Origin of the sequence: Streptomyces sp. NPDC023838, assembly GCF_040639555.1 — a bacterium.
Lineage (GTDB): Bacteria > Actinomycetota > Actinomycetes > Streptomycetales > Streptomycetaceae > Streptomyces.
The window spans coordinates 76,529-94,697 of the sequence record NZ_JBFAAD010000013.1 but is presented as its reverse complement, the minus strand read 5'-3'; the positions used below and the strand labels follow the sequence as shown (position 1 = coordinate 94,697).

The 18,169-nt window shown below is 70.8% G+C and carries 16 protein-coding genes; 13 read left to right on the top strand and 3 right to left on the bottom strand.

Going from position 1 to position 18,169, the window contains the following annotated elements:
• The first annotated feature begins 34 nt into the window (after positions 1-34).
• The 3 genes from AB0G17_RS18265 (at position 35) to AB0G17_RS18255 (ending at position 4,252) form a co-directional block, all read left to right on the top strand.
• The gene (locus AB0G17_RS18265) at positions 35-2,224 is read left to right on the top strand and encodes an MMPL family transporter (protein ID WP_361383126.1); all 2,190 of its coding nucleotides are present in this window, start codon (positions 35-37) and stop codon (positions 2,222-2,224) included.
• Positions 2,225-2,398: 174 nt separating this feature from the next.
• Positions 2,399-3,163 (top strand): NAD(P)H-binding protein, encoded by a 765-nt coding sequence (locus AB0G17_RS18260; protein ID WP_361383123.1) that lies wholly within the window; start codon positions 2,399-2,401, stop codon positions 3,161-3,163.
• 216 nt (positions 3,164-3,379) lie between these two features.
• On the top strand, positions 3,380-4,252 hold the full coding sequence (locus AB0G17_RS18255; RefSeq protein WP_361383120.1) for a sigma-70 family RNA polymerase sigma factor: 873 nt from the start codon (positions 3,380-3,382) through the stop codon (positions 4,250-4,252).
• Positions 4,253-4,455: 203 nt separating this feature from the next.
• Here the strand turns inward: AB0G17_RS18255 and AB0G17_RS18250 are convergent, their stop codons facing one another.
• The 3 genes from AB0G17_RS18250 to AB0G17_RS18240 all read right to left on the bottom strand — a co-directional run bounded on the left by AB0G17_RS18250 (position 4,456) and on the right by AB0G17_RS18240 (position 6,829).
• Entirely contained in the window at positions 4,456-5,184 is a 729-nt protein-coding gene (locus AB0G17_RS18250; protein ID WP_361383117.1) for a gamma-glutamyl-gamma-aminobutyrate hydrolase family protein, read from the bottom strand.
• A 42-nt stretch (positions 5,185-5,226) separates the two neighbouring features.
• Entirely contained in the window at positions 5,227-6,054 is an 828-nt protein-coding gene (locus AB0G17_RS18245) for an NAD(P)H-binding protein (protein ID WP_361383114.1), read from the bottom strand.
• 319 nt (positions 6,055-6,373) lie between these two features.
• Positions 6,374-6,829 carry a VOC family protein gene (locus tag AB0G17_RS18240; protein ID WP_361383111.1) on the bottom strand — a complete coding sequence of 152 codons (456 nt, stop codon included), beginning with the start codon at positions 6,827-6,829 and terminating at the stop codon, positions 6,374-6,376.
• Positions 6,830-7,343: 514 nt separating this feature from the next.
• On the opposite strand from AB0G17_RS18240, the gene AB0G17_RS18235 reads away from it, so the two are divergent.
• From AB0G17_RS18235 to AB0G17_RS18190, 10 genes are all read left to right on the top strand, one after another.
• Positions 7,344-8,849, top strand: a complete 1,506-nt coding sequence (locus AB0G17_RS18235) for an FAD-dependent monooxygenase (protein ID WP_361383108.1) — start codon at positions 7,344-7,346, stop codon at positions 8,847-8,849.
• Positions 8,850-8,890: 41 nt separating this feature from the next.
• The gene (locus AB0G17_RS18230) at positions 8,891-9,259 is read left to right on the top strand and encodes an antibiotic biosynthesis monooxygenase family protein (RefSeq protein WP_361383105.1); all 369 of its coding nucleotides are present in this window, start codon (positions 8,891-8,893) and stop codon (positions 9,257-9,259) included.
• A 552-nt stretch (positions 9,260-9,811) separates the two neighbouring features.
• Complete coding sequence (locus AB0G17_RS18225; protein ID WP_361383102.1) at positions 9,812-10,867, top strand: ParB/RepB/Spo0J family partition protein; 1,056 nt, start codon at positions 9,812-9,814, stop codon at positions 10,865-10,867.
• Between the two features lie 251 nt (positions 10,868-11,118).
• Positions 11,119-12,261 carry an inositol-3-phosphate synthase gene (locus AB0G17_RS18220; protein WP_361383356.1) on the top strand — a complete coding sequence of 381 codons (1,143 nt, stop codon included), beginning with the start codon at positions 11,119-11,121 and terminating at the stop codon, positions 12,259-12,261.
• The gene (locus tag AB0G17_RS18215; RefSeq protein ID WP_361383099.1) at positions 12,258-13,214 is read left to right on the top strand and encodes an SCO3242 family prenyltransferase; all 957 of its coding nucleotides are present in this window, start codon (positions 12,258-12,260) and stop codon (positions 13,212-13,214) included. Before AB0G17_RS18220 ends, AB0G17_RS18215 begins: the two co-directional genes overlap by 4 nt.
• Positions 13,211-14,077, top strand: a complete 867-nt coding sequence (locus AB0G17_RS18210) for a sugar phosphate isomerase/epimerase family protein (RefSeq protein WP_361383096.1) — start codon at positions 13,211-13,213, stop codon at positions 14,075-14,077. Before AB0G17_RS18215 ends, AB0G17_RS18210 begins: the two co-directional genes overlap by 4 nt.
• Positions 14,078-14,080: 3 nt before the next feature.
• Positions 14,081-14,689 carry an EboA domain-containing protein gene (locus tag AB0G17_RS18205; protein ID WP_361383093.1) on the top strand — a complete coding sequence of 203 codons (609 nt, stop codon included), beginning with the start codon at positions 14,081-14,083 and terminating at the stop codon, positions 14,687-14,689.
• 2 nt (positions 14,690-14,691) lie between these two features.
• The gene (locus AB0G17_RS18200; protein ID WP_361383090.1) at positions 14,692-15,540 is read left to right on the top strand and encodes a TatD family hydrolase; all 849 of its coding nucleotides are present in this window, start codon (positions 14,692-14,694) and stop codon (positions 15,538-15,540) included.
• 4 nt (positions 15,541-15,544) lie between these two features.
• Positions 15,545-16,714: a metabolite traffic protein EboE gene (gene eboE / locus AB0G17_RS18195; protein WP_361383087.1), complete on the top strand. Its 1,170-nt coding sequence runs from the start codon at positions 15,545-15,547 to the stop codon at positions 16,712-16,714.
• The gene (locus AB0G17_RS18190) at positions 16,711-18,105 is read left to right on the top strand and encodes a nucleotide pyrophosphatase/phosphodiesterase family protein (protein ID WP_361383084.1); all 1,395 of its coding nucleotides are present in this window, start codon (positions 16,711-16,713) and stop codon (positions 18,103-18,105) included. Before eboE ends, AB0G17_RS18190 begins: the two co-directional genes overlap by 4 nt.
• Positions 18,106-18,169: the final 64 nt, after the last annotated feature.

Sequence of the window (18,169 nt, the reverse complement as noted above, 5' to 3'; positions counted from 1 at the left end):
GCCGCGCAGGACTCCCGACCCTTAGCGAGCAGTCATGACGACGCATCCTCCATCACCGAGGCAGTCCACCGAGGAGCCGCCGCCCCCGTCCACGACGTCTTTCGCCCACAGGTACGCGAGGGTGGTCGCCGGCCGCCGCGCCAAGTGGGCCGTCCTCGTGCTCTGGGTGCTGCTCATCGGCGTGGGCGGCTCCCTTGCGGCCAAGCTCGGTGACGTCCAGAACAACGAAGCCCAGACCTGGTTGCCGAAGAACGCGCAGGCCACGAAGGCGGTGAAGATCGCCGAGGACTACTTCCAGGACAAGGGCCGGCTCGGGGCCGTCGTGGTCTACGCGCGCGAAAGCGGCCTGACCGACGCCGACTTGGCCAAGGTCAACAGCGACCGCGCCCAGTTCGTCTCGGACAAGATCGCGGCGGCCGAGGTCCCCCAGGTCACCGTCGCGTCCGACAAGAAGGCCGCGTTCCTCAGCGTGCCCATCAAGGCGGACAAGAGCGACAACAGCGTCCTCGGCGACGGGGTCAAGGACCTCCGCAAGGCGGCCGAGAAGAACGCGCCGGACGGCCTCGACGTCAAGATCACCGGCCCGGCCGGCAGCATCGGCGACTTCATCGATGTCTACTCCGGCATGGACGGCGCCCTGATGGGTGCCACGCTCGGACTCGTCGCGATCTTCCTGCTGTTCACCTACCGCAGCCCCATCCTCTGGCTGATCCCGCTGCTCTCGGTGGGCCTGGCCAGCCAGGTCGCCAGCGCCGTCGTCTACCTCCTCGCCAAACACGCGGGGCTGACGGTCAACGGACAGAGCGCGTATGTGCTGATCGTCCTGGTCCTGGGCGTCGGCACCGACTACGCGCTGCTGCTGATCGCGCGATATCGCGAGGAACTGCACCGCCACGAGGACCGCCACGAGGCGATGGTGTACGCGCTGCAACGCTGCCTGCCCGCCATCACCGCCTCCGCGGCGACCGTGGGCATCGCCACCCTCTGCCTGGTGTTCGGCTCGATGAACTCCACCCGGGGTCTCGGCCCGGTCGTCGCCCTCGGCGTCGTCATCGTCTACTTCGCGATGACCACGCTGCTGCCCGCGTTCCTGGTGATCCTCGGCCGCTGGGTGTTCTGGCCGTTCACCCCGCGCTACTCGGCGGAGTACGTGGACGCGAGCGTCGAGAAGGAGCACGGCTTCTGGGGGAAGATCTCCGGCTTCGTGGGCCGCAGGCCGCGCCCGATCTGGATCGGTACGGTGATCGTCCTCGGGGCGCTGGCGTTCGGCGCGATGTCGCTGACCACCGGTCAGACCCAGGCCGAGCAGTTCACCAAGAAGGTCGACTCGGTCTCGGGCCAGGAACTGCTGGCCAAGCACTTCCCGGCCGGCTCCTCGGCGCCCGCCGACGTGTACGTCAAGGACTCGGGCGCGGCCGCCGCGCTCTCCACGGTCCAGGGCGTCCCCGGCGTCACCAGCGCGACCAGCGTGGCGTCCAAGAACGGCTGGACGCACATCGAGTCCGTCCTGAAGGACGCGCCGGACACCCAGGCCGCCCGGAAGACCGTCGACCGTATGCGCACCGCGCTCGACGGCAGCTCCGGCGAGGCCAAGGACGCGGTGGTCGGCGGTCAGACCGCGATCGCGCTGGACACCTCCGACGCCCAGGGCAAGGAGGAGAAGGTACTGATCCCGCTCATCCTCGCGGTGGTCCTGATCATGCTGATCATCCTGCTGCGGGCCCTGGTGGCGCCGCTGATGCTGCTGCTGTCCGTGGTGCTCTCGTACACCGCGGCCGTCGGCAGCGCGGCGCTGCTCTTCCACGCCGTCGGATATCCGCGGATCGACCGGGGGCTGCTGCTGTTCGGCTTCCTCTTCCTGGTCGCCCTCGGTGTCGACTACACCATCTTCCTGATGACCCGGGCCCGCGAGGAGGTCGGCAAACGCGGCCACCGCGACGGCGTCCTCACCAGCCTCACCGTCACCGGTGGTGTGATCACCTCGGCGGGGCTCGTCCTCGCCGCCACCTTCAGCGTGCTGGCGGCCATCCCGACGGTGGCCTCGCTCCAGCAGGGCCTGCTGGTCGCGGTCGGCATCCTGCTGGACACGTTCATCGTCCGCAGCCTGCTGATCCCGGCGCTCGCCCTGGAGCTGGGCCCGAAGTTCTGGCGCCCGGGCCATCCCGAGCGCGACGAGGCGGACCTTCCGGTCAGGCCGCGGGCGGAATCGGCGCGTCTGGGCTGACCCCGTACGTACGACACACGCACCGGCTCGTATGTGCGGTCCTCGATCGCGGGCGCATCGCTTCCTGGGGGAAGCGGTGCGCCCGTGGCGTGTCCGGGGCCGGTCCGGAACCGCGACGTCACACTTTCGCGGGCCGGCTCGTCAATGTGGCGACACTTCAACCAAGGAGGATCCATGACGTCGCCCATCCTGGTGACCGGCGGCACGGGCACGCTGGGACGACTGGTCGTCTCCCGGCTGCGGGACGCCGGTGCCGACGTCCGGGTGCTCAGCAGGAAGAGCCGCCCGGACGAGAACGGCATCGCGTACGTGACCGGCGACCTGGCCAAGGACCAGGGCATCGGCCCCGCGGTCGACGGCGTCCGGGCGGTCGTGCACTGCGCCAGCGACAAGAAGGGCGACGCCGACGCCACCCGCAACCTGGTGCGCGCGGCCGAGAAGGCCAAAGTCGCCCATCTCGTCTACATCTCCATCGTCGGCGTCGAGGACGTCTCCTTCGGCTACTTCAAGTCCAAGCTGGAGTCGGAGCGGGTGGTCACCGAGTCCGGCGTGCCGTGGACGCTGCTGCGGGTCACCCAGTTCTACGACTTCGTCCTCAACGGGGCCCAGAAGGCGCGGAAGCTGCCGCTGGTCCCGGTGCCCGCGGGCTTCAGGGTGCAGCCGATCGACCCCGAGGAGGTGGCGGACCGGCTCACCGAACTGGCCCTGGATGAGCCGGCCGGGCGGGTGCGCGACCTGGTGGGGCCGCAGGCCACCGACGCGGTCGCGATGATCCGCGCGTATCTGAAGGCCGTCCACAAGGGTTCCCCGGTGGTCCCGGTGTGGATGCCGGGCATCGGGAAGATCCGGGCCGGCGGGCTGCTGCCGAAGGGCCCCGAGGGCGGATACGACACGGCCCGGGTGAGCTGGGAGGAGTTCCTGGCCGCGAAGCTCGGCTGACGGCGACCGGTGACGGACCAACGGGCGAGGGGGCCCTGTCCCGGATGCCGGGCGGCGTCCGGGGCAGGGAATGGCCGACAAGGCCGACAGCCGGACAATTTCATAGGGAATGACCGAACTGGATACCGAACATCCAAGATCAGAACGTGATGTGACTTGTCCCATAGGCTGGGTTTCGCAGTGTGTGACGACGGGCCCGGTGGAGGAATGTGACCGATGGACGAGACCGAACGGCTGGCGGAGCGCTTCGAGGCGCACCGCCCCCATCTGCGGGCCGTCGCCTACCGGATGCTGGGCTCGCTGAACGAGGCCGAGGACGCCGTGCAGGAGTCCTGGTTCCGGCTCAGCCGCTCGGACGTGAGCGCGGTGGAGAACCTGGGCGGCTGGCTGACCACGGTTGTCGCGCGGGTCTGCCTGGACATGCTGCGCTCGCGCGAGTCGCGGCGCGAGGACCTGCTGGGGGAGCGGCCACCGCCCGTCCACCACGCTGAGCACGAGAGCGCCGACCCCGAACAGGAGGCCGTGCTGGTCGACTCGGTCGGCCCGGCGCTCCTCGTGGTGCTGGACACGCTCTCCCCGGCCGAGCGGCTCGCCTTCGTGCTGCACGACATGTTCGCCGTCCCCTTCGACGACATCGCCCCGGTCGTGGGGCGCTCCACCATCGCGACCCGCCAGCTCGCCAGCCGGGCGCGCCGCCGGGTCCAGGGCGCCGAGGCCGCGCCCGTCGCCGACCGGGGGCGCCAGCGGCAGATCGTCGACGCCTTCCTCGCCGCCTCGCGCGGCGGCCGGTTCGACGAACTGCTCGCCCTGCTCGACCCGGAGGTCGTCGTCCGTGTCGACGGCGCCGCCCTGGCGATGGGCGCGAGCGGTGCGTTGGGTGCCCAGGCGGTGGCCAAGACGTTCTCGGGCCGGGCCCAGGTCGCCCAACTCGCGCTGGTGGACGGGGCGCCGGGCATGGTCTGGGCACCGAACGGCAGCGTGAAGGTCGTCTTCGACTTCATCGTCGTGGACGGACGGATCGCCGCGATCGACATGCTGGCCGACCCCGGGCAACTGGACGAAATGGACGTGAAGGTGCTGGCGGAGTAGCCGCCCGGCACCCGGATGGAGTCATGAAAACCGGGAACCTCCCCGGTTTCTCGTGGCCCACACCCCCCGGAAACACCGCTCGACGCGACACGCTCCATGCAACACCAAGAGGCGCAGCACGGCCATCGGGCCGGGCTGCGCCTCTGTCGTTCCTTTTTCGTTTCTTGAGCGGATTCCGAGTCGGCGACTACGGAACGGTGAAATCAGCCGCGCCGTACCGACATTCGCTGGCGCGCCGCTTCCGCGAGCGCCGTGAACGGGCTGTCGTCGTCGGACTCCTCGGCATGCCACTGCACACCGACCGCGAACGGGTGGTCGTTGACCTCGATGGCCTCGATCGTCCCGTCCTCGGACCAGGCGGTCACCGTCAGGCCCTCGCCCACCTGGTCGATGACCTGGTGGTGATGGCAGGGCACGACGTCCTTGGCGAGGAACTTGGCCAGGTGGCTGCCGGGTTCGAGCCGCACCTTCTGCTGTCCGTACTCCTTGCCGCCGGGGGAGTGGTTGTCGTGGCCGACGATGTCCGGCAGGTGCTGCTGGAGCGTGCCGCCACGCAGGATGTTCATCAGCTGCTCGCCCCGGCAGATGCCGAGAGTGGGCAGGTCGGATGCCAACGCGGCTTCCAGCAACGCCAGTTCGTGCCGGTCACGGACCTTGTCGTTCCAGCCGGTCTTCTCGTGCTTCTCCTGGCCGTAGAGCGCCGGGTCCGCATCCGGGCCGGCGAGCATCAGCAGACCGTCGAGTCCGTCGACGGCCTGCTCGATCCCGGGCTGCGGGGCCAGCAGAACCGGTATGCAGCCGGCGTCGGCGACCTTCTGGACGAACGTCTGGGGTACGAACGTCGCGTCCATCTCGAAGATCGCGAATTTGATCTGGGTCACGACGGCCGTGATGCCGATGACGGGCCGACGTGTGCGGTCCAGCGAGTTCAAGGTCTCATTGACGGCGGAATGCACAGTGCACCTCACAAAGTGTCAGAGCTGGAGTACGGGGCGGAACTCCGCCTCGTGGTGGGTGATCCACTCGGCGTACGTGTAGGCGGGCCGGCCGGTGACGACGTCGACGGTGGGTAGCACCTCCGCGACCTCGCCCTGGGTCTGCTCGCGCCGGTCGAGGATCTGGTCGGCCACGTACCCGGAGAGGTACCTGACCATCTGGGCGCGGACGCGTTCGCGCGGCACTTCCTGGAAGCGGGTGGGGATGCCGAGCGCGGCGCCGAGCATGCGCACCCGTTCCGCCGGGCTGAGCGACTGGGGCCCGGTGATGGCATGGATGATTCCGGATTCCGCCGCGAGCAGGGACTTCACCGCGACCGCCGCGATGTCGCGCTCGTGGATCGGCGCCATCGCGGAACTTCCGTACACACCGTGGACCACTCCGTCTTCGGCGATCTGGGGTATCCAGAGGAGATCGTTGGACATGAACGCGCTCGGCCGCAGGAACGTCCACGACATTCCCGACTCGACGACTGCCTTCTCGCACGCGATGTGCGGCTCTTCGGCAGCATAGGTGACCGCCTCGGAAGACAGCATGACGACATGTTGCACCCCGGCTCGGGCGATGACCTCGACGGCTCCGTGGAGCTCGCCGAACACGGGCCAGAGGTAGAGGCGTTCGACCCCGCGCAGTGCGCGGGTCAGGGTCTCGGGCCGGCTCAGGTCGGCCGCGAGGACCTCCACCTCGCCCGGCAGTACGCACTTGGAGGGGTCGCGGGCGATGGCCCGTACCTGCTCCCCCGATTTCACCAGCTCGTCGACGATGTTTCTGCCGACGTTACCGGTCGCGCCGGTTACCAAGATCATGTGCTCTCCCGTGGTCAGTGGGATGTTCGACGGATGTCTTGCATTTTGCGAAGGCAACGCGAAACGGGCACAGGAATCCGGGCAGGGGGGAAACCCGGTACAGCAAAATGAGCGGTGGACAAAAAGGGCGGTGAGCAAACGGTCAGCGGGCAGCCGAGCGGCGGGCGCCGGGGTAAGTAACTGACCGGTAAGTAATAAGAGCGATATGGAAAAACGTTTCCGCGCAGTGGTGCGTCGGCCATGAGGCAGCAGTACCTCATGGCCGACGGTGACACAGGGGGGCGGTTACCCGACCTGGCTCGTCACTTGACCCAGCTCGTCACTTGACCTTGCTCTCGGAAAGATTGATCCGCCAGGAGACCCCGAAGCGGTCGTTGACCCAGGCGAACTTGGCGCTGAACCCGTACGTGCCCACCGGCATGATCACCTCGCCCTTCTCGGAGAGGCCCTCGAAGACCCGGTCGAACTCCTCGTCCGAGTCGCACTGCACATACACCGCCATCGCGGGAGAGAACGCGTAACTGTCCCAGGGGGCGTGGTCGGAGCCCCGGGCGCCGTCCGGCGGGATGTTGATGCACATGAACTGCTGGCCGGCCAGCGTGAAGACCGCGTGCTGCAGGGTCCCCTCCACCCAGCCGGGCTCACCGGCTCGGGCGCGGATGGTGTTGACCACCTCGGAGTTGTCGAAGAGGGACGTATAGAACGTCACCGCCTCCTCGGCATCCTGCGGGAACGCCAGAAAAACCGTGAGTTTTTGAGTAGCTGCGGAGGACATCGTGGCTCTCCTTATTAAGTCTGGTGTTCTGCGCGGATCACCTTTCCAACATCCAAATATCCCAGTCAAGAGGGCAACCGCGGAAAGTCGATGTCGCGCGACGTAGTGGATCTTGATCCGCCCGTCGGCCATCCGGAATGAGACCATTCGGTTTCATTCGGCGTGCTGAATGAGTTATTCCTATTCCGTTTTGCTGACCGTTTCCGACGGATGGGAATGGATCACTGGAGAGGGAGTGGGGGAAATTTAGCTAAGGGTTGCCTCAGTGGCTGAGGGGGCCATCGGAAAAGATCAAGAAAAAACAGCAGGACCCATTCCCCTTGACGCCCCTGATCGTTGAGTTGCAGACTTCTTCGGCGGCCCGAAAGGTCTTTTCTGTGAGCCGCTGAGCATGATCACATCCAACGCTCCGTTTTCGAGCTCGACGGGCCGTTCGATCGGCGTCGAGAGGCGTTGTGGGTTGATTCCCGAAGTGCTGAATTCGATCTCGCATATCTCATCCAGGAGGGCAAAAATGGGAACTGGCGTGATCATTGCCGGTGCCGGACCCGTCGGGCTGATGCTGGCCGGCGAACTCCGGCTGAACGGTGTCGACGTCGTTGTCTACGAGCAGAGAGCCACCCCGAGCGGTGAGTCCCGCGGCGTCGGCTTCACCCGGCGTGCCGCCGAGGTGTTCCACCAGCGGGGACTGCTGGCCCGCTTCGGTGACATCGAAATAGGCAACGAGGGCCACTTCGGCGGGGTGCGCATCGACTTCACCGCCCTGGAGGACAACCACTTCGGCATCCGCGGAGTGCCCCAGTACCGCATTGAGGAGATCCTGGAGGCATGGGTCCGCGACCTGGGCGTGGACGTGCGCCGCGGATACGAGGTGGTCGACTACCGGGAAGGGCCGGACGACATCACGGTCGTGGTCGACGGGCCGGACGGCCGCATCGAGCACGCCTCCCAGTACCTGGTGGGCTGTGACGGCGGGCGTTCCAGGATCCGCAAGCTGGCCGGCATCGACTTCCCCGGACGCGAGGCCACCCGCGGCATGTACGTGGCCGATGTCGTCGACCGCCCCGACATCAAGCCGCGCGTGATCGGCGAGCGGGTCGACGGCGGCATGGTGATGGCGATCCGCCTGGAGGAGGGGGTGACCCGGATCATCATCCACCCGGCGAAGCTCACTCCCCGCGACAGCAGCAAGCTGACGTTCACCGAGATCGCGGACTCCTGGCAGGAGCTCACCGGGCAGTCGCTGCACGGCGCCGAGACGAAGTGGGTCAGCGCGTTCACCAACGCCACGCGCCAGGCCGCCGAGTACCGGCGCGGCCGGGTCCTGCTCTCCGGCGACTCCACCCACATCCACATCCCGGCCGGTGCCCAGGGGCTGAGCGTCGGTGTCCAGGACGCGGTGAACCTCGGCTGGAAGCTGGCCGCCACCGTCAACGGCTGGGCGCCCGAGGGCCTGCTCGACACGTACCACGCCGAACGGCACCCGGTGGGCGAGAAGTTGCTGCGCAACACCCTCGCCCAGGCCTCCCTCTATCTCACCGGTGACGAGATGGAGCCGATGCGCCAGGTGATGCGCGAGCTGGTGCAGTCGCCCGACGCGGCGCGGCGCCTCGCCGGGCATGTCAGCGGGCTCGGCATCCGCTACGACATGGGCGGCGCCGTCGGCCACCCGCTGCTCGGGCTGCGCATGCCCGACCGCGAGGTCAAGCTCGGGGACGGCTCCACCACCCGTATATCGGAGTTGCTGCACCCGGCGCGCGGGGTACTCGTCACCGCCGACGGCAGCACCGAGGCGGCCAGGCTCGCCGCCGGCTGGTCCGACCGGATCGACATCGTCACCGACGCGAGCTGGTCGGACCGGGTGGACATCGTGCCGGACGGCTGGGTTCCGGCGGACACGGCCGAGGGGACGACGCCGGACGCCGTCCTGCTCCGTCCCGACGGACACGTCGCCTGGGTCGCCCCGGACGGCGGTGAACTGCTCGACGCGCTCGCGCGCTGGTTCGGCTCGCCGCGCTGATCCGGCGCCCCGGCTCATTCCGCCGACGCACAGGAGGTCCAGTGATCGCATTCGTGGAGGCCGACGAGACCACTCCTTATACAGAGCAGCTCAAGGAGAGCACCGGCCCGGTCGTGCTCATCAACACCTTCACCGTGCCGGAGGGCAGGGCCGAGGAGTTCCTGGCGCTCTGGCGCACGGACGCCGCATACTTCCAGCGGCAGCCCGGCTTCATCTCGACCCAGATGCACCGGGGCATCGCCGGCAGCCGCATCCTGGTGAACGTCGCGGTCTGGCAGTCCGCCGCCCATCTGGCGGCGGCGCACAGCAACCCCGGCTTCCGCCCGGGCGGTGAGGGCTACCCGGAGGGGTGCACCGTCTCGCCCCATCTGTACGAGAAGGTCGCGGTCGACGGCATCTGCGTCGGCTGATCTTCGCAGGCCCGGGGCCCGTCACGCCGGTGTGACGGGTTCCGGGGCTGTTCTCGGACAACAAATCGGCCAACTTCGCGCCAGTCGGGTGGAGTTGGGCCAGCGCTCCGCGCCGGATGTGCGACCGGGGGTTACCCCAGGGGTCGGCGACGACCCCGGGCGCATCACGAGTGCGAACCCGATCGGCCCGGCTGAATGTGTGATTCCGCCCCCTCTTCTGACGGTCCCTGACGTCCGGCGCCACCCGGTGGGCCGATTCCCCCGCCTGTTCACCTTCGACGGTACAGAAGGTTGTCCGCGCTTGACGGAACCTGAACTTCCGCTCCTGTGGAACGACGTTTGCCCCCGTACAGCAGTGCGGTACGCGCCGCTCCGGAGGCCCTTCGGGCTGCCCCCGTGGGCGGCTCGCGCGCGCGTGAACGGCCTTGTCCCGCAAGGGAATCCGGGCTCGGCGAGCCTGCGCCGGGGTGGTTGACAAGGCTTCGCCCGTCGCCTTTCATTTCGCACACCGGAAGTGGATTCCGGTTCCGATTCATTGCGAGGGGGCGCAAAGTGAGTCTGGCCGAGCAATCAATTGACGATCAGTTGCTGAAGATCCACGCGGCGGACCTCGACGAGGTCGTGACCTCCATGGTCTGGATCGAGTCGCATCCCGCCGGTGAAGTACGCATCGACTCCCTGGTCTTCGAGGACTCGCCCCGCCTCGGCGGAGCGGACGAGGACCATGTGCGCGTGCTCGCCGAGGCCGGCGACTCGCTGCCGCCGATCACCGTCCACCGCTCGTCGATGCGCGTCATCGACGGGACCCACCGGGTGCGCGCCGCGCTCCTCAACGGCCGTACCACCATCCAGGCGCGGATGGTCGACTGCGACGAGGGCGCCGCATACGTCCTGGCGGTCAAGGCCAACGTCACCCACGGTCTGCCGCTGTCGCGGTCGGACCGCTCGGTGGCCGCCGCGCGCATCATCATGACCCACCCGCAGTGGTCGGACCGGGCGGTCGCCGCCGCCGTCGGCCTCTCCGACAAGACCATTTCCCGGATCCGGTCCCGCTCCTCGGCGGACGCTCCGCAGTCGAACGCGCGCCTCGGCCGCGACGGCCGCCTGCGCCCGCTGGACAGCGGATACCGCCGCCAGCAGGCCGCCGCGATGATCCACGAGCGGCCCAACGCGGGGCTGCGCGAGGTGGCCAGGGCGACCGGCCTCTCCCCGGCCACCGTGCGGGACGTGCGCCAGCGCATCGACCGGGGCGAGGACCCCGTGCCGGGCCGCTACCGCGCGGCCGCGGGCCAGAGCCCGGCGCCGGGCACGCCCGTGGTGCCCCGCCAGACGCAGCGCGCGGTGAGCGCCCGCAGCGAGCGGCGGGAGGTGACCGTCGACCGGCAGAAGCTGTTGGCCAAGCTGAGCGAGGACCCCTCGCTGCGGCTCAACGAGGCGGGCCGGCGCACCCTGCGCTGGCTCCACCACTACACGGTGGACGGCGAGGGCATGGAGACCCTGGGCCGTGGCCTGCCCGGCCACTGGGCGCCCGAGGTCGCCGACCTCGCGCGCAGCTGCGCGGCCGCCTGGCAGACCCTTGCCGAGCAGCTCCAGCAGCGGGCCGAGTGACCCGGCCGGGCGCCGGCCGTGACAGCGCCGGTGAGCGCTGAACACCGCGCACAAGTGATGAGCGACGAGGCAGGAGTGCTGGTCACGGGCCGAAAGCCCGGGCCGGCACTCCGCCCGTTGACCCGTGCAACTGCGGCACACCCCCATCGATCCACCGGCGGGCGGATCATCGATACGTTCGAACAGCTGCCCAACCAGCCGCCCTTACCGTCAGGTTGGAAAGGCTTCAACGCGCTGACGTAACCAGGAGGCTGTCCGTGTCCCCTTACGCAGATACCCGCGACCACGGCCCCCGGACGGGGGTCTGGTTCATCGGAGCCCGCGGCTCCGTCGCCACCACGGCGGTCGCCGGATGCGCCGCCGTCGCCGCCGGGCTCCAGCCCGCCACCGGCATGGTCACCGAGACCGCCGACTTCGCCGGCGCCGGGCTTCCCGAGCTGTCGTCCTTCGTCTTCGGCGGCCACGACGTGGCCAGCAGCCCGCTGCCCAAGCGCGCCGAGGAGCTGGAGGCCGGCGGAGTGCTCCCGCACGGGCTGCCCGCCGCCGTGCGCGCCGAACTCGCCGCCGCCGACGAGGAGATACGCATGGGCGGCCCGCTGCCCGGCGACACCCGCGACGACGAGGAGCTCATCGCCGCGTTCGCGGCCGACATCACCGGCTTCGCCCACCGCACGGGCGTGGCCCGCACCGTCGTCGTCAACGTCTCCTCGACCGAGCCCGCGCCCGCCGAGGGCGACACCCGGCTGCCCGCCTCGTCGCTGTACGCGGCGGCCGCGCTGCGCGCCGGGTGCGCGTACGTCAACTTCACCCCGTCGACCGGTCTGCGCCACCCGGACCTGGAGGCCGCGGCCGACGCGGCCGGCGTCCCGTACGCGGGCCGCGACGGCAAGACCGGCCAGACCCTGCTCCGCGCGGTGCTCGCGCCGATGTTCCGCCAGCGCGCCCTGGCCGTACGGGCCTGGTCCGGCAGCAATCTGCTCGGCGGCGGGGACGGGGCCTCGCTCGCCGACCCGGCGGCCGCGGCCGCCAAGAACGCGGGCAAGAACCGCGTCCTGGAGGACACCCTCGGCACGCTGCCCGAGGGCGAAGTGCACATCGACGACGTCCCGGCGCTAGGCGACTGGAAGACCGCCTGGGATCACATCCTCTTCGAGGGCTTCCTCGGCTCGCGGATGGTGCTCCAGACGATCTGGCAGGGCTGCGACTCGGCGCTCGCCGCACCGCTCGTCCTGGACCTGGCCCGCCTCACCGCCCGCGCCCACGAGGCCGGGCTGACCGGGCCCCGCCCCGAGCTGGGCTTCTACTTCAAGGACCCGGACGGCGGTTCGTCGGCGCTGGCCGAGCAGTACGGGGCCCTGCTGTCGTTCGCCGAGCGGCTGCGGGAGGGCCGGTGAAGCCGGTGCTGCGGGACTGGGCCGAACTCCTGCGCGTCTCCGCCCTGTTCACCGTTCCCGGCGACGCCCTCGCGGGGGCGGCGTCCGCCGGGCTGCGCCCCAACCGGCGCACCGCGCTCGCCGTGGGCTCCTCGCTCTGTCTGTACGAGGCGGGCATGGCCCTGAACGACTGGGCGGACCGCGAGGAGGACGCCGTCGACCGCCCGCACCGCCCGATCCCGTCCGGCCGCGTCAAGCCGGCCGCGGCCCTGGCTGCGGCGGCCGGGCTCACCGGCGCGGGCCTGGCGCTCGCCTACCGCGCGGGCCGCCCGGCTGGGCTTGTGGCGACGGCGCTGGCGGGCACGGTGTGGGCGTACGACCTGCGCCTGAAGCACACGGCGGCGGGCCCGGCCGCGATGGCGGCGGCCCGCTCCCTGGACCTCCTGCTGGGTGCGACGGCGACGACGGGCAAGGTCACGAAGCACCCGCTGCTCCCGGCGACGGCCCTGGGCGCGCACACGTACGCGGTGACGACGGTGTCGAGGAACGAGACGCAGGGGGGTGTGGCGGGGGCACCCCTGGCGGCGCTGGGTCTGACCACGATCCTGGGCGCGCTGACTGGCGGCCGTACGCCGTTTCCGGGTGCCGTCACCGACCGTCCCGTACGCGGTGGGCAGCCGTTCCGCCGGGGCAGCCGAACCCGTGCCCGGGGCGGAGCCCCAGTAGCGCCACACGACTTGGCCCGTGCGGCCCTCGCCGCGACCTACCTGGCCACCGCGGCCAAGCCCTACTTCCACGCCGCCCTCAACCCTTCACCCCCGCTCACCCAGCGGGCGGTCGGCGGCGGCATCAAGGCCATGATCCCGCTCCAGGCGGCCCTCGCGGCGCGGGCCGGATCCGTTCGTACCGCCGCCGCCCTGACCGCCCTCATCCCCGTAGCCCGCAAGCTCGCACGAAAGGTCAGCCCCACATGAGCCTCCGCCTCGGCTACGGCACCAACGGCCTCACCGACCTCCGCCTCGGCGACGCCCTCGGGCTCCTCGCGGACCTCGGGTACGAGGGCGTGGGGCTGACCCTCGACCACATGCACCTGGATCCGCTCGCCCCGGAACTTCCGGCCCGTACCCGTAAGTTGGGCCGTCGTCTCAACGCGCTCGGTCTGGACGTGACCGTGGAGACGGGCGCCCGGTACGTACTCGATCCGACGCGCAAGCACGGCCCGTCCCTCCTCGACCCGGACCCGGACGCCCGCGCCCGCCGCACCGAGCTGCTCGTCACGGCCGTCCGTGTCGCCGCCGACCTCGGCGCGCACGCCGTGCACTGCTTCAGCGGCGTCACCCCCGACGGCACCGACGACGACACCGCCTGGAAGCGCCTCGGCGAGGCCCTCGCACCGGTCCTGGACGCGGCCGCCGGCGCGGGCGTCCCGCTCGCCATCGAGCCCGAGCCCGGCCACCTGCTCGCCACCCTCGCCGACTTCCACCGGCTGCGCGAGCAGCTGGGCGATCCGGAGCCGCTCGGGCTCACGCTCGACATCGGGCACTGCCAGTGCCTGGAGCCGCTCACGCCCGCGGAGTGCGTACGCGCCGCCGCCCCCTGGCTGCGGCACGTCCAGATCGAGGACATGCGGCGCGGGGTGCACGAACACCTGCCGTTCGGGGACGGCGAGATCGACTTCCCGCCCGTCCTGGAGGCGCTCGCCGCCACCGGCTACCGCGGTCTGACCGTCGTCGAGCTGCCCCGCCACTCCCACGCGGGCCCCGAACAGGCCCGCCGTTCCCTGGAGTTCCTGCGCCCGCTGATCGCGGGTGCCGCCTCGCCCCTGAAGGGAGCGTAGCCCGTGATACCTCGTGCGGAACTCGACGCCCGCTTGGGCGGCGCCGCCCGTGCCTGGCTGGACGAGGCGCTCGCCGAGGCGGCGCACACCGCCGACCGCCCGGCCGCCGGATACGGCACCGCGCCCTGGGAGCTGCGGTTCGCCTCGGCCGGCCGCCACCTCGGCGCCGACGCCGTGGACGACGCCCGCGTCCTGCTGCTGCACACCGCCCGCGTCGACGCGCCCACCGCGACCCGGATCTACCAGCAGGGCAGTGCCGCCGAGCGCCGGGCCGTCCTGCTGGCGCTTGCGGACCTCGGCCTCGACCCGGCCGCCGGGGTGCCGCTCGTCGAGGACGCCCTGCGCGCCAATGACACCCGGCTGGTGGCGGCCGCCGTCGGCCCCTACGCGGCGGCCCACCTGGACCCGCACGCCTGGCGGCACGCCGTACTGAAGTGCCTGTTCACCGGCGTGTCCGTGGCCGCCGTGGCCTCCTTGCGGGAGCGCGCGCAGGGCGACACGGAACTCGCCCGGATGCTCGGCGACTACGCGAAGGAACGCGTCGCCGCCGCCCGCCCCGTCCCCGACGACCTGCACCGCGTACTGGCCCTCACCGGGGCCGAGGAGTCCTGACCATGCGTATCTTCGACCCGCACATCCATATGACGTCCCGCACCACCGACGACTACGAGGCCATGTACGCGGCGGGCGTGCGCGCGGTCGTCGAGCCCGCGTTCTGGCTGGGCCAGCCCCGCACATCCCCCGCGAGCTTCTTCGACTACTTCGACGCGCTGCTCGGCTGGGAGCCGTTCCGGGCCGCCCAGTACGGCATCGCCCACCACTGCACGATCGCCCTCAACCCCAAGGAGGCGAACGACCCGCGCTGTACGCCCGTCCTCGACGAGCTGCCGCGCTATCTGGTCAAGGACGGCGTGGTGGCGGTCGGCGAGATCGGCTACGACTCGATGACACCCGCCGAGGACACCGCGCTCGCCGTCCAGCTCCAGCTCGCCGCCGAACACGGGCTGCCCGCCATGGTGCACACCCCGCACCGCGACAAGCTGACCGGTCTGCGCCGCACGATCGACGTCGTACGCGAGTCCGCGCTCGCCGCCGACCGAGTGCTCCTCGACCACCTCAATGAGACGACCGTCCGCGAGGCCAAGGACAGCGGCGCCTGGCTCGGCTTCTCGGTCTATCCGGACACCAAGATGGACGAGGACCGGATGGTCGCGATCCTCGACGAGTACGGCCCCGAGAAGGTGCTGGTCAACTCGGCGGCGGACTGGGGCAAGAGCGATCCCCTCAAGACCCGCAAGGTGGCCGACGCCATGCTGAAGGCCGGGTTCGACGAGGACGCGGTGGACCTGGTGCTGTGGCGCAACCCGGTCGCGTTCTACGGGCTGAGCGGCCGTCTCGACCTGTCGGTGGCGGCGCCGGAGGCCCAGCACGAGGGCAACTCCATTCTCCGCGGCGGAGAGTGAGCCGATGCGACTGCGCCATCCTGACGGCTCCACGGTCCACCTCGCGTACTGCACCAACGTCCACCCCGCCGAGACCCTCGACGGCGTCCTCGCCCAGCTGCGCGACCACTGCGAGCCGGTGCGCCGGCGCCTGGGCACCGACCGGCTCGGCATCGGCCTGTGGCTGGCCCGGGGCGCGGCCGACGAGCTGAGCGCCGACCCGGCCGCGCTGCGCGGGCTGCGCTCGGAGCTCGACGGACGCGGCCTGGAGGTCGTCACCCTCAACGGCTTCCCGTACGACGGCTTCGGCGCCGAGGAGGTCAAGTACCGCGTCTACAAGCCGGACTGGACCGACCCGGAACGCCTGGAGCACACCGCCGACCTGGCCCGGCTGCTCGCCGCGCTGCTCCCCGACGACGTCACCGAGGGCACCATCTCCACCCTGCCGCTCGCCTGGCGCACCGGCTTCGACGCGGCGGCGCAGGAGACGGCGCACTCCGCGCTCCGCGCGCTGGCGGCGCGCTTGGACGCGCTGGAGGAGGAGACCGACAAGTCCGTCCGGATCGGCCTGGAGCCGGAGCCCGGGTGCACGGTCGAGACCACCGCCGACGCGATCGCCCCGCTCACCGCGATCGGCTCGCCGCGCATCGGCATCTGCGTCGACACCTGCCATCTGGCGACCTCGTTCGAGGACCCGTCCAGGGCCCTCGCCGCGCTGGACGCCGCCGGGATCGCGATCCCGAAAGTCCAGCTGTCGGCCGCGCTGCACGCCGAGGAGCCGCACAGGGCCGAAGTGCGCGCCGCGCTCGCCGAGTTCGCCGAGCCGCGCTTCCTCCACCAGACCCGTACGAGGAGCGGCGCCGGGCTCCTCGGCACCGACGACCTCGACGAGGCGCTGGCCGGGGACGCCCTGCCGGACACCGCGCCCTGGCGCGCGCACTTCCACGTACCGCTGCACGCGCGGCCCGTGGCGCCGCTGACCTCCACGCTGCCCGTACTGCGCGAGGCGCTGGAGTCCCTGGTCGGCGGCCCGGTCGCGCGCACCCGCCACCTGGAGGTCGAGACGTACACCTGGCAGGCCCTGCCCGCCGAACTGCGCCCGCGCGACCGGGACCGGCTCGCCGACGGCATCGCCGCCGAACTCTCCCTCGCCATGGACCTGTTGACCGACCTCGGCCTCAAGGAACTGCCATGACCGACGCCAACGCCGGCGCCCCGACCCCGCTCCTCGTCCTGGACGTCGTCGGCCTCACGCCCAAGCTGCTTGAGCACATGCCGCGCCTCAGGAAGCTGGCGGGTTCCGGCTCCCGGGCCCGGCTCGGCACCGTGCTCCCGGCCGTGACCTGCGCCGCCCAGTCCACCTTCCTGACCGGTACGCTCCCCGCCGAGCACGGCATCGTCGGCAACGGCTGGTACTTCCGCGACCTGGGCGAGGTCCTGCTGTGGCGCCAGCACAACGGCCTGGTCGAGGGCGACAAGCTGTGGGACGCGGCCCGCCGCGCCCACCCGGGCTACACGGTCGCGAACATCTGCTGGTGGTACGCTATGGGCGCGGACACCGACATCACGGTCACCCCGCGTCCGGTCTACTACGCCGACGGCCGCAAGGAGCCCGACTGCTACACCCGGCCCCCGGCGCTCCACGACGAACTCCACGGAAAGTTCGGAACGTTCCCCCTCTTCAACTTCTGGGGACCCGGCGCGAACATCGTCTCCTCCCAGTGGATCGTCGACGCCACCCGCCACATCCTGGCGACCCGCGAGCCCGACCTGGCGCTCTGCTATCTCCCGCACCTGGACTACGACCTGCAGCGGTACGGACCCGACGACCCGCGCTCCTACCGCGCGGCCGCCGACCTCGACGCGGCCATGGCGCCGCTGCTCGACGACGCCGAGGCGGCGGGCCGCACGGTCGTGGCGCTCTCGGAGTACGGCATCACCCGGGTCAGCCGGCCCGTGGACATCAACCGCGCCCTGCGCCGCGCCGGGCTGCTCGACGTCCACACCCAGGACGGCATGGAGTACCTGGACCCGATGGCGTCCCGCGCCTTCGCGGTCGCCGACCACCAGCTCGCGCACATCTACGTCCGCAGGCCCGAGGACCTGGCCGCCACCCGCGAGGCCCTCGCGGACGTGGCGGGCATCGACCAACTCCTCGACGACGAGGGCAAGAAGAGCTTCGGCCTCGACCACCCGCGCTCGGGCGAACTGGTCGCGGTCGCGGAGCCGGACGCCTGGTTCACGTACTACTACTGGCTGGACGACGATCGCGCCCCCGACTTCGCCCAGCTCGTCGAGATCCACCGCAAGCCCGGGTACGACCCGGTCGAGCTGTTCATGGACCCGCTCGACCCGTATGTGAAGGTCAAGGCCGCGAAGGCGCTGGCGCGCAAGAAGCTCGGGATGCGCTACCGGATGGCGGTCGTGCCGCTGGACCCGTCGCCGGTGCGGGGCAGCCACGGACGGCTGCCCGACGACCCGCGGGACGGGCCGCTGCTGCTGTGCTCGGCTCCGGACGCGGTGGGCGACGCGGTGGAGGCCACCGAGGTGAAGGGGCTGCTGCTGCGGCTGGCGGGGCTGGAGTAGCTCCGCGTTGCGCCTGTTGTACGAAGAAGCTCCTCTGTACGAAGAAGCTCCTGGCGGAACGATC

Bases quoted from the DNA above. Each gene is read 5' to 3' on its own strand.
- AB0G17_RS18265 (WP_361383126.1), top strand. From the start codon at position 35: ATGACGACGCATCCTCCATCACCGAGGCAGTCCACCGAGGAGCCGCCG.
- AB0G17_RS18260 (WP_361383123.1), top strand. From the start codon at position 2,399: ATGACGTCGCCCATCCTGGTGACCGGCGGCACGGGCACGCTGGGACGA.
- AB0G17_RS18255 (WP_361383120.1), top strand. From the start codon at position 3,380: ATGGACGAGACCGAACGGCTGGCGGAGCGCTTCGAGGCGCACCGCCCC.
- AB0G17_RS18245 (WP_361383114.1), bottom strand. From the start codon at position 6,054: ATGATCTTGGTAACCGGCGCGACCGGTAACGTCGGCAGAAACATCGTC.
- AB0G17_RS18240 (WP_361383111.1), bottom strand. From the start codon at position 6,829: ATGTCCTCCGCAGCTACTCAAAAACTCACGGTTTTTCTGGCGTTCCCG.
- AB0G17_RS18235 (WP_361383108.1), top strand. From the start codon at position 7,344: ATGGGAACTGGCGTGATCATTGCCGGTGCCGGACCCGTCGGGCTGATG.
- AB0G17_RS18210 (WP_361383096.1), top strand. From the start codon at position 13,211: ATGAGCCTCCGCCTCGGCTACGGCACCAACGGCCTCACCGACCTCCGC.
- AB0G17_RS18200 (WP_361383090.1), top strand. From the start codon at position 14,692: ATGCGTATCTTCGACCCGCACATCCATATGACGTCCCGCACCACCGAC.
- eboE (WP_361383087.1), top strand. From the start codon at position 15,545: ATGCGACTGCGCCATCCTGACGGCTCCACGGTCCACCTCGCGTACTGC.
- AB0G17_RS18190 (WP_361383084.1), top strand. From the start codon at position 16,711: ATGACCGACGCCAACGCCGGCGCCCCGACCCCGCTCCTCGTCCTGGAC.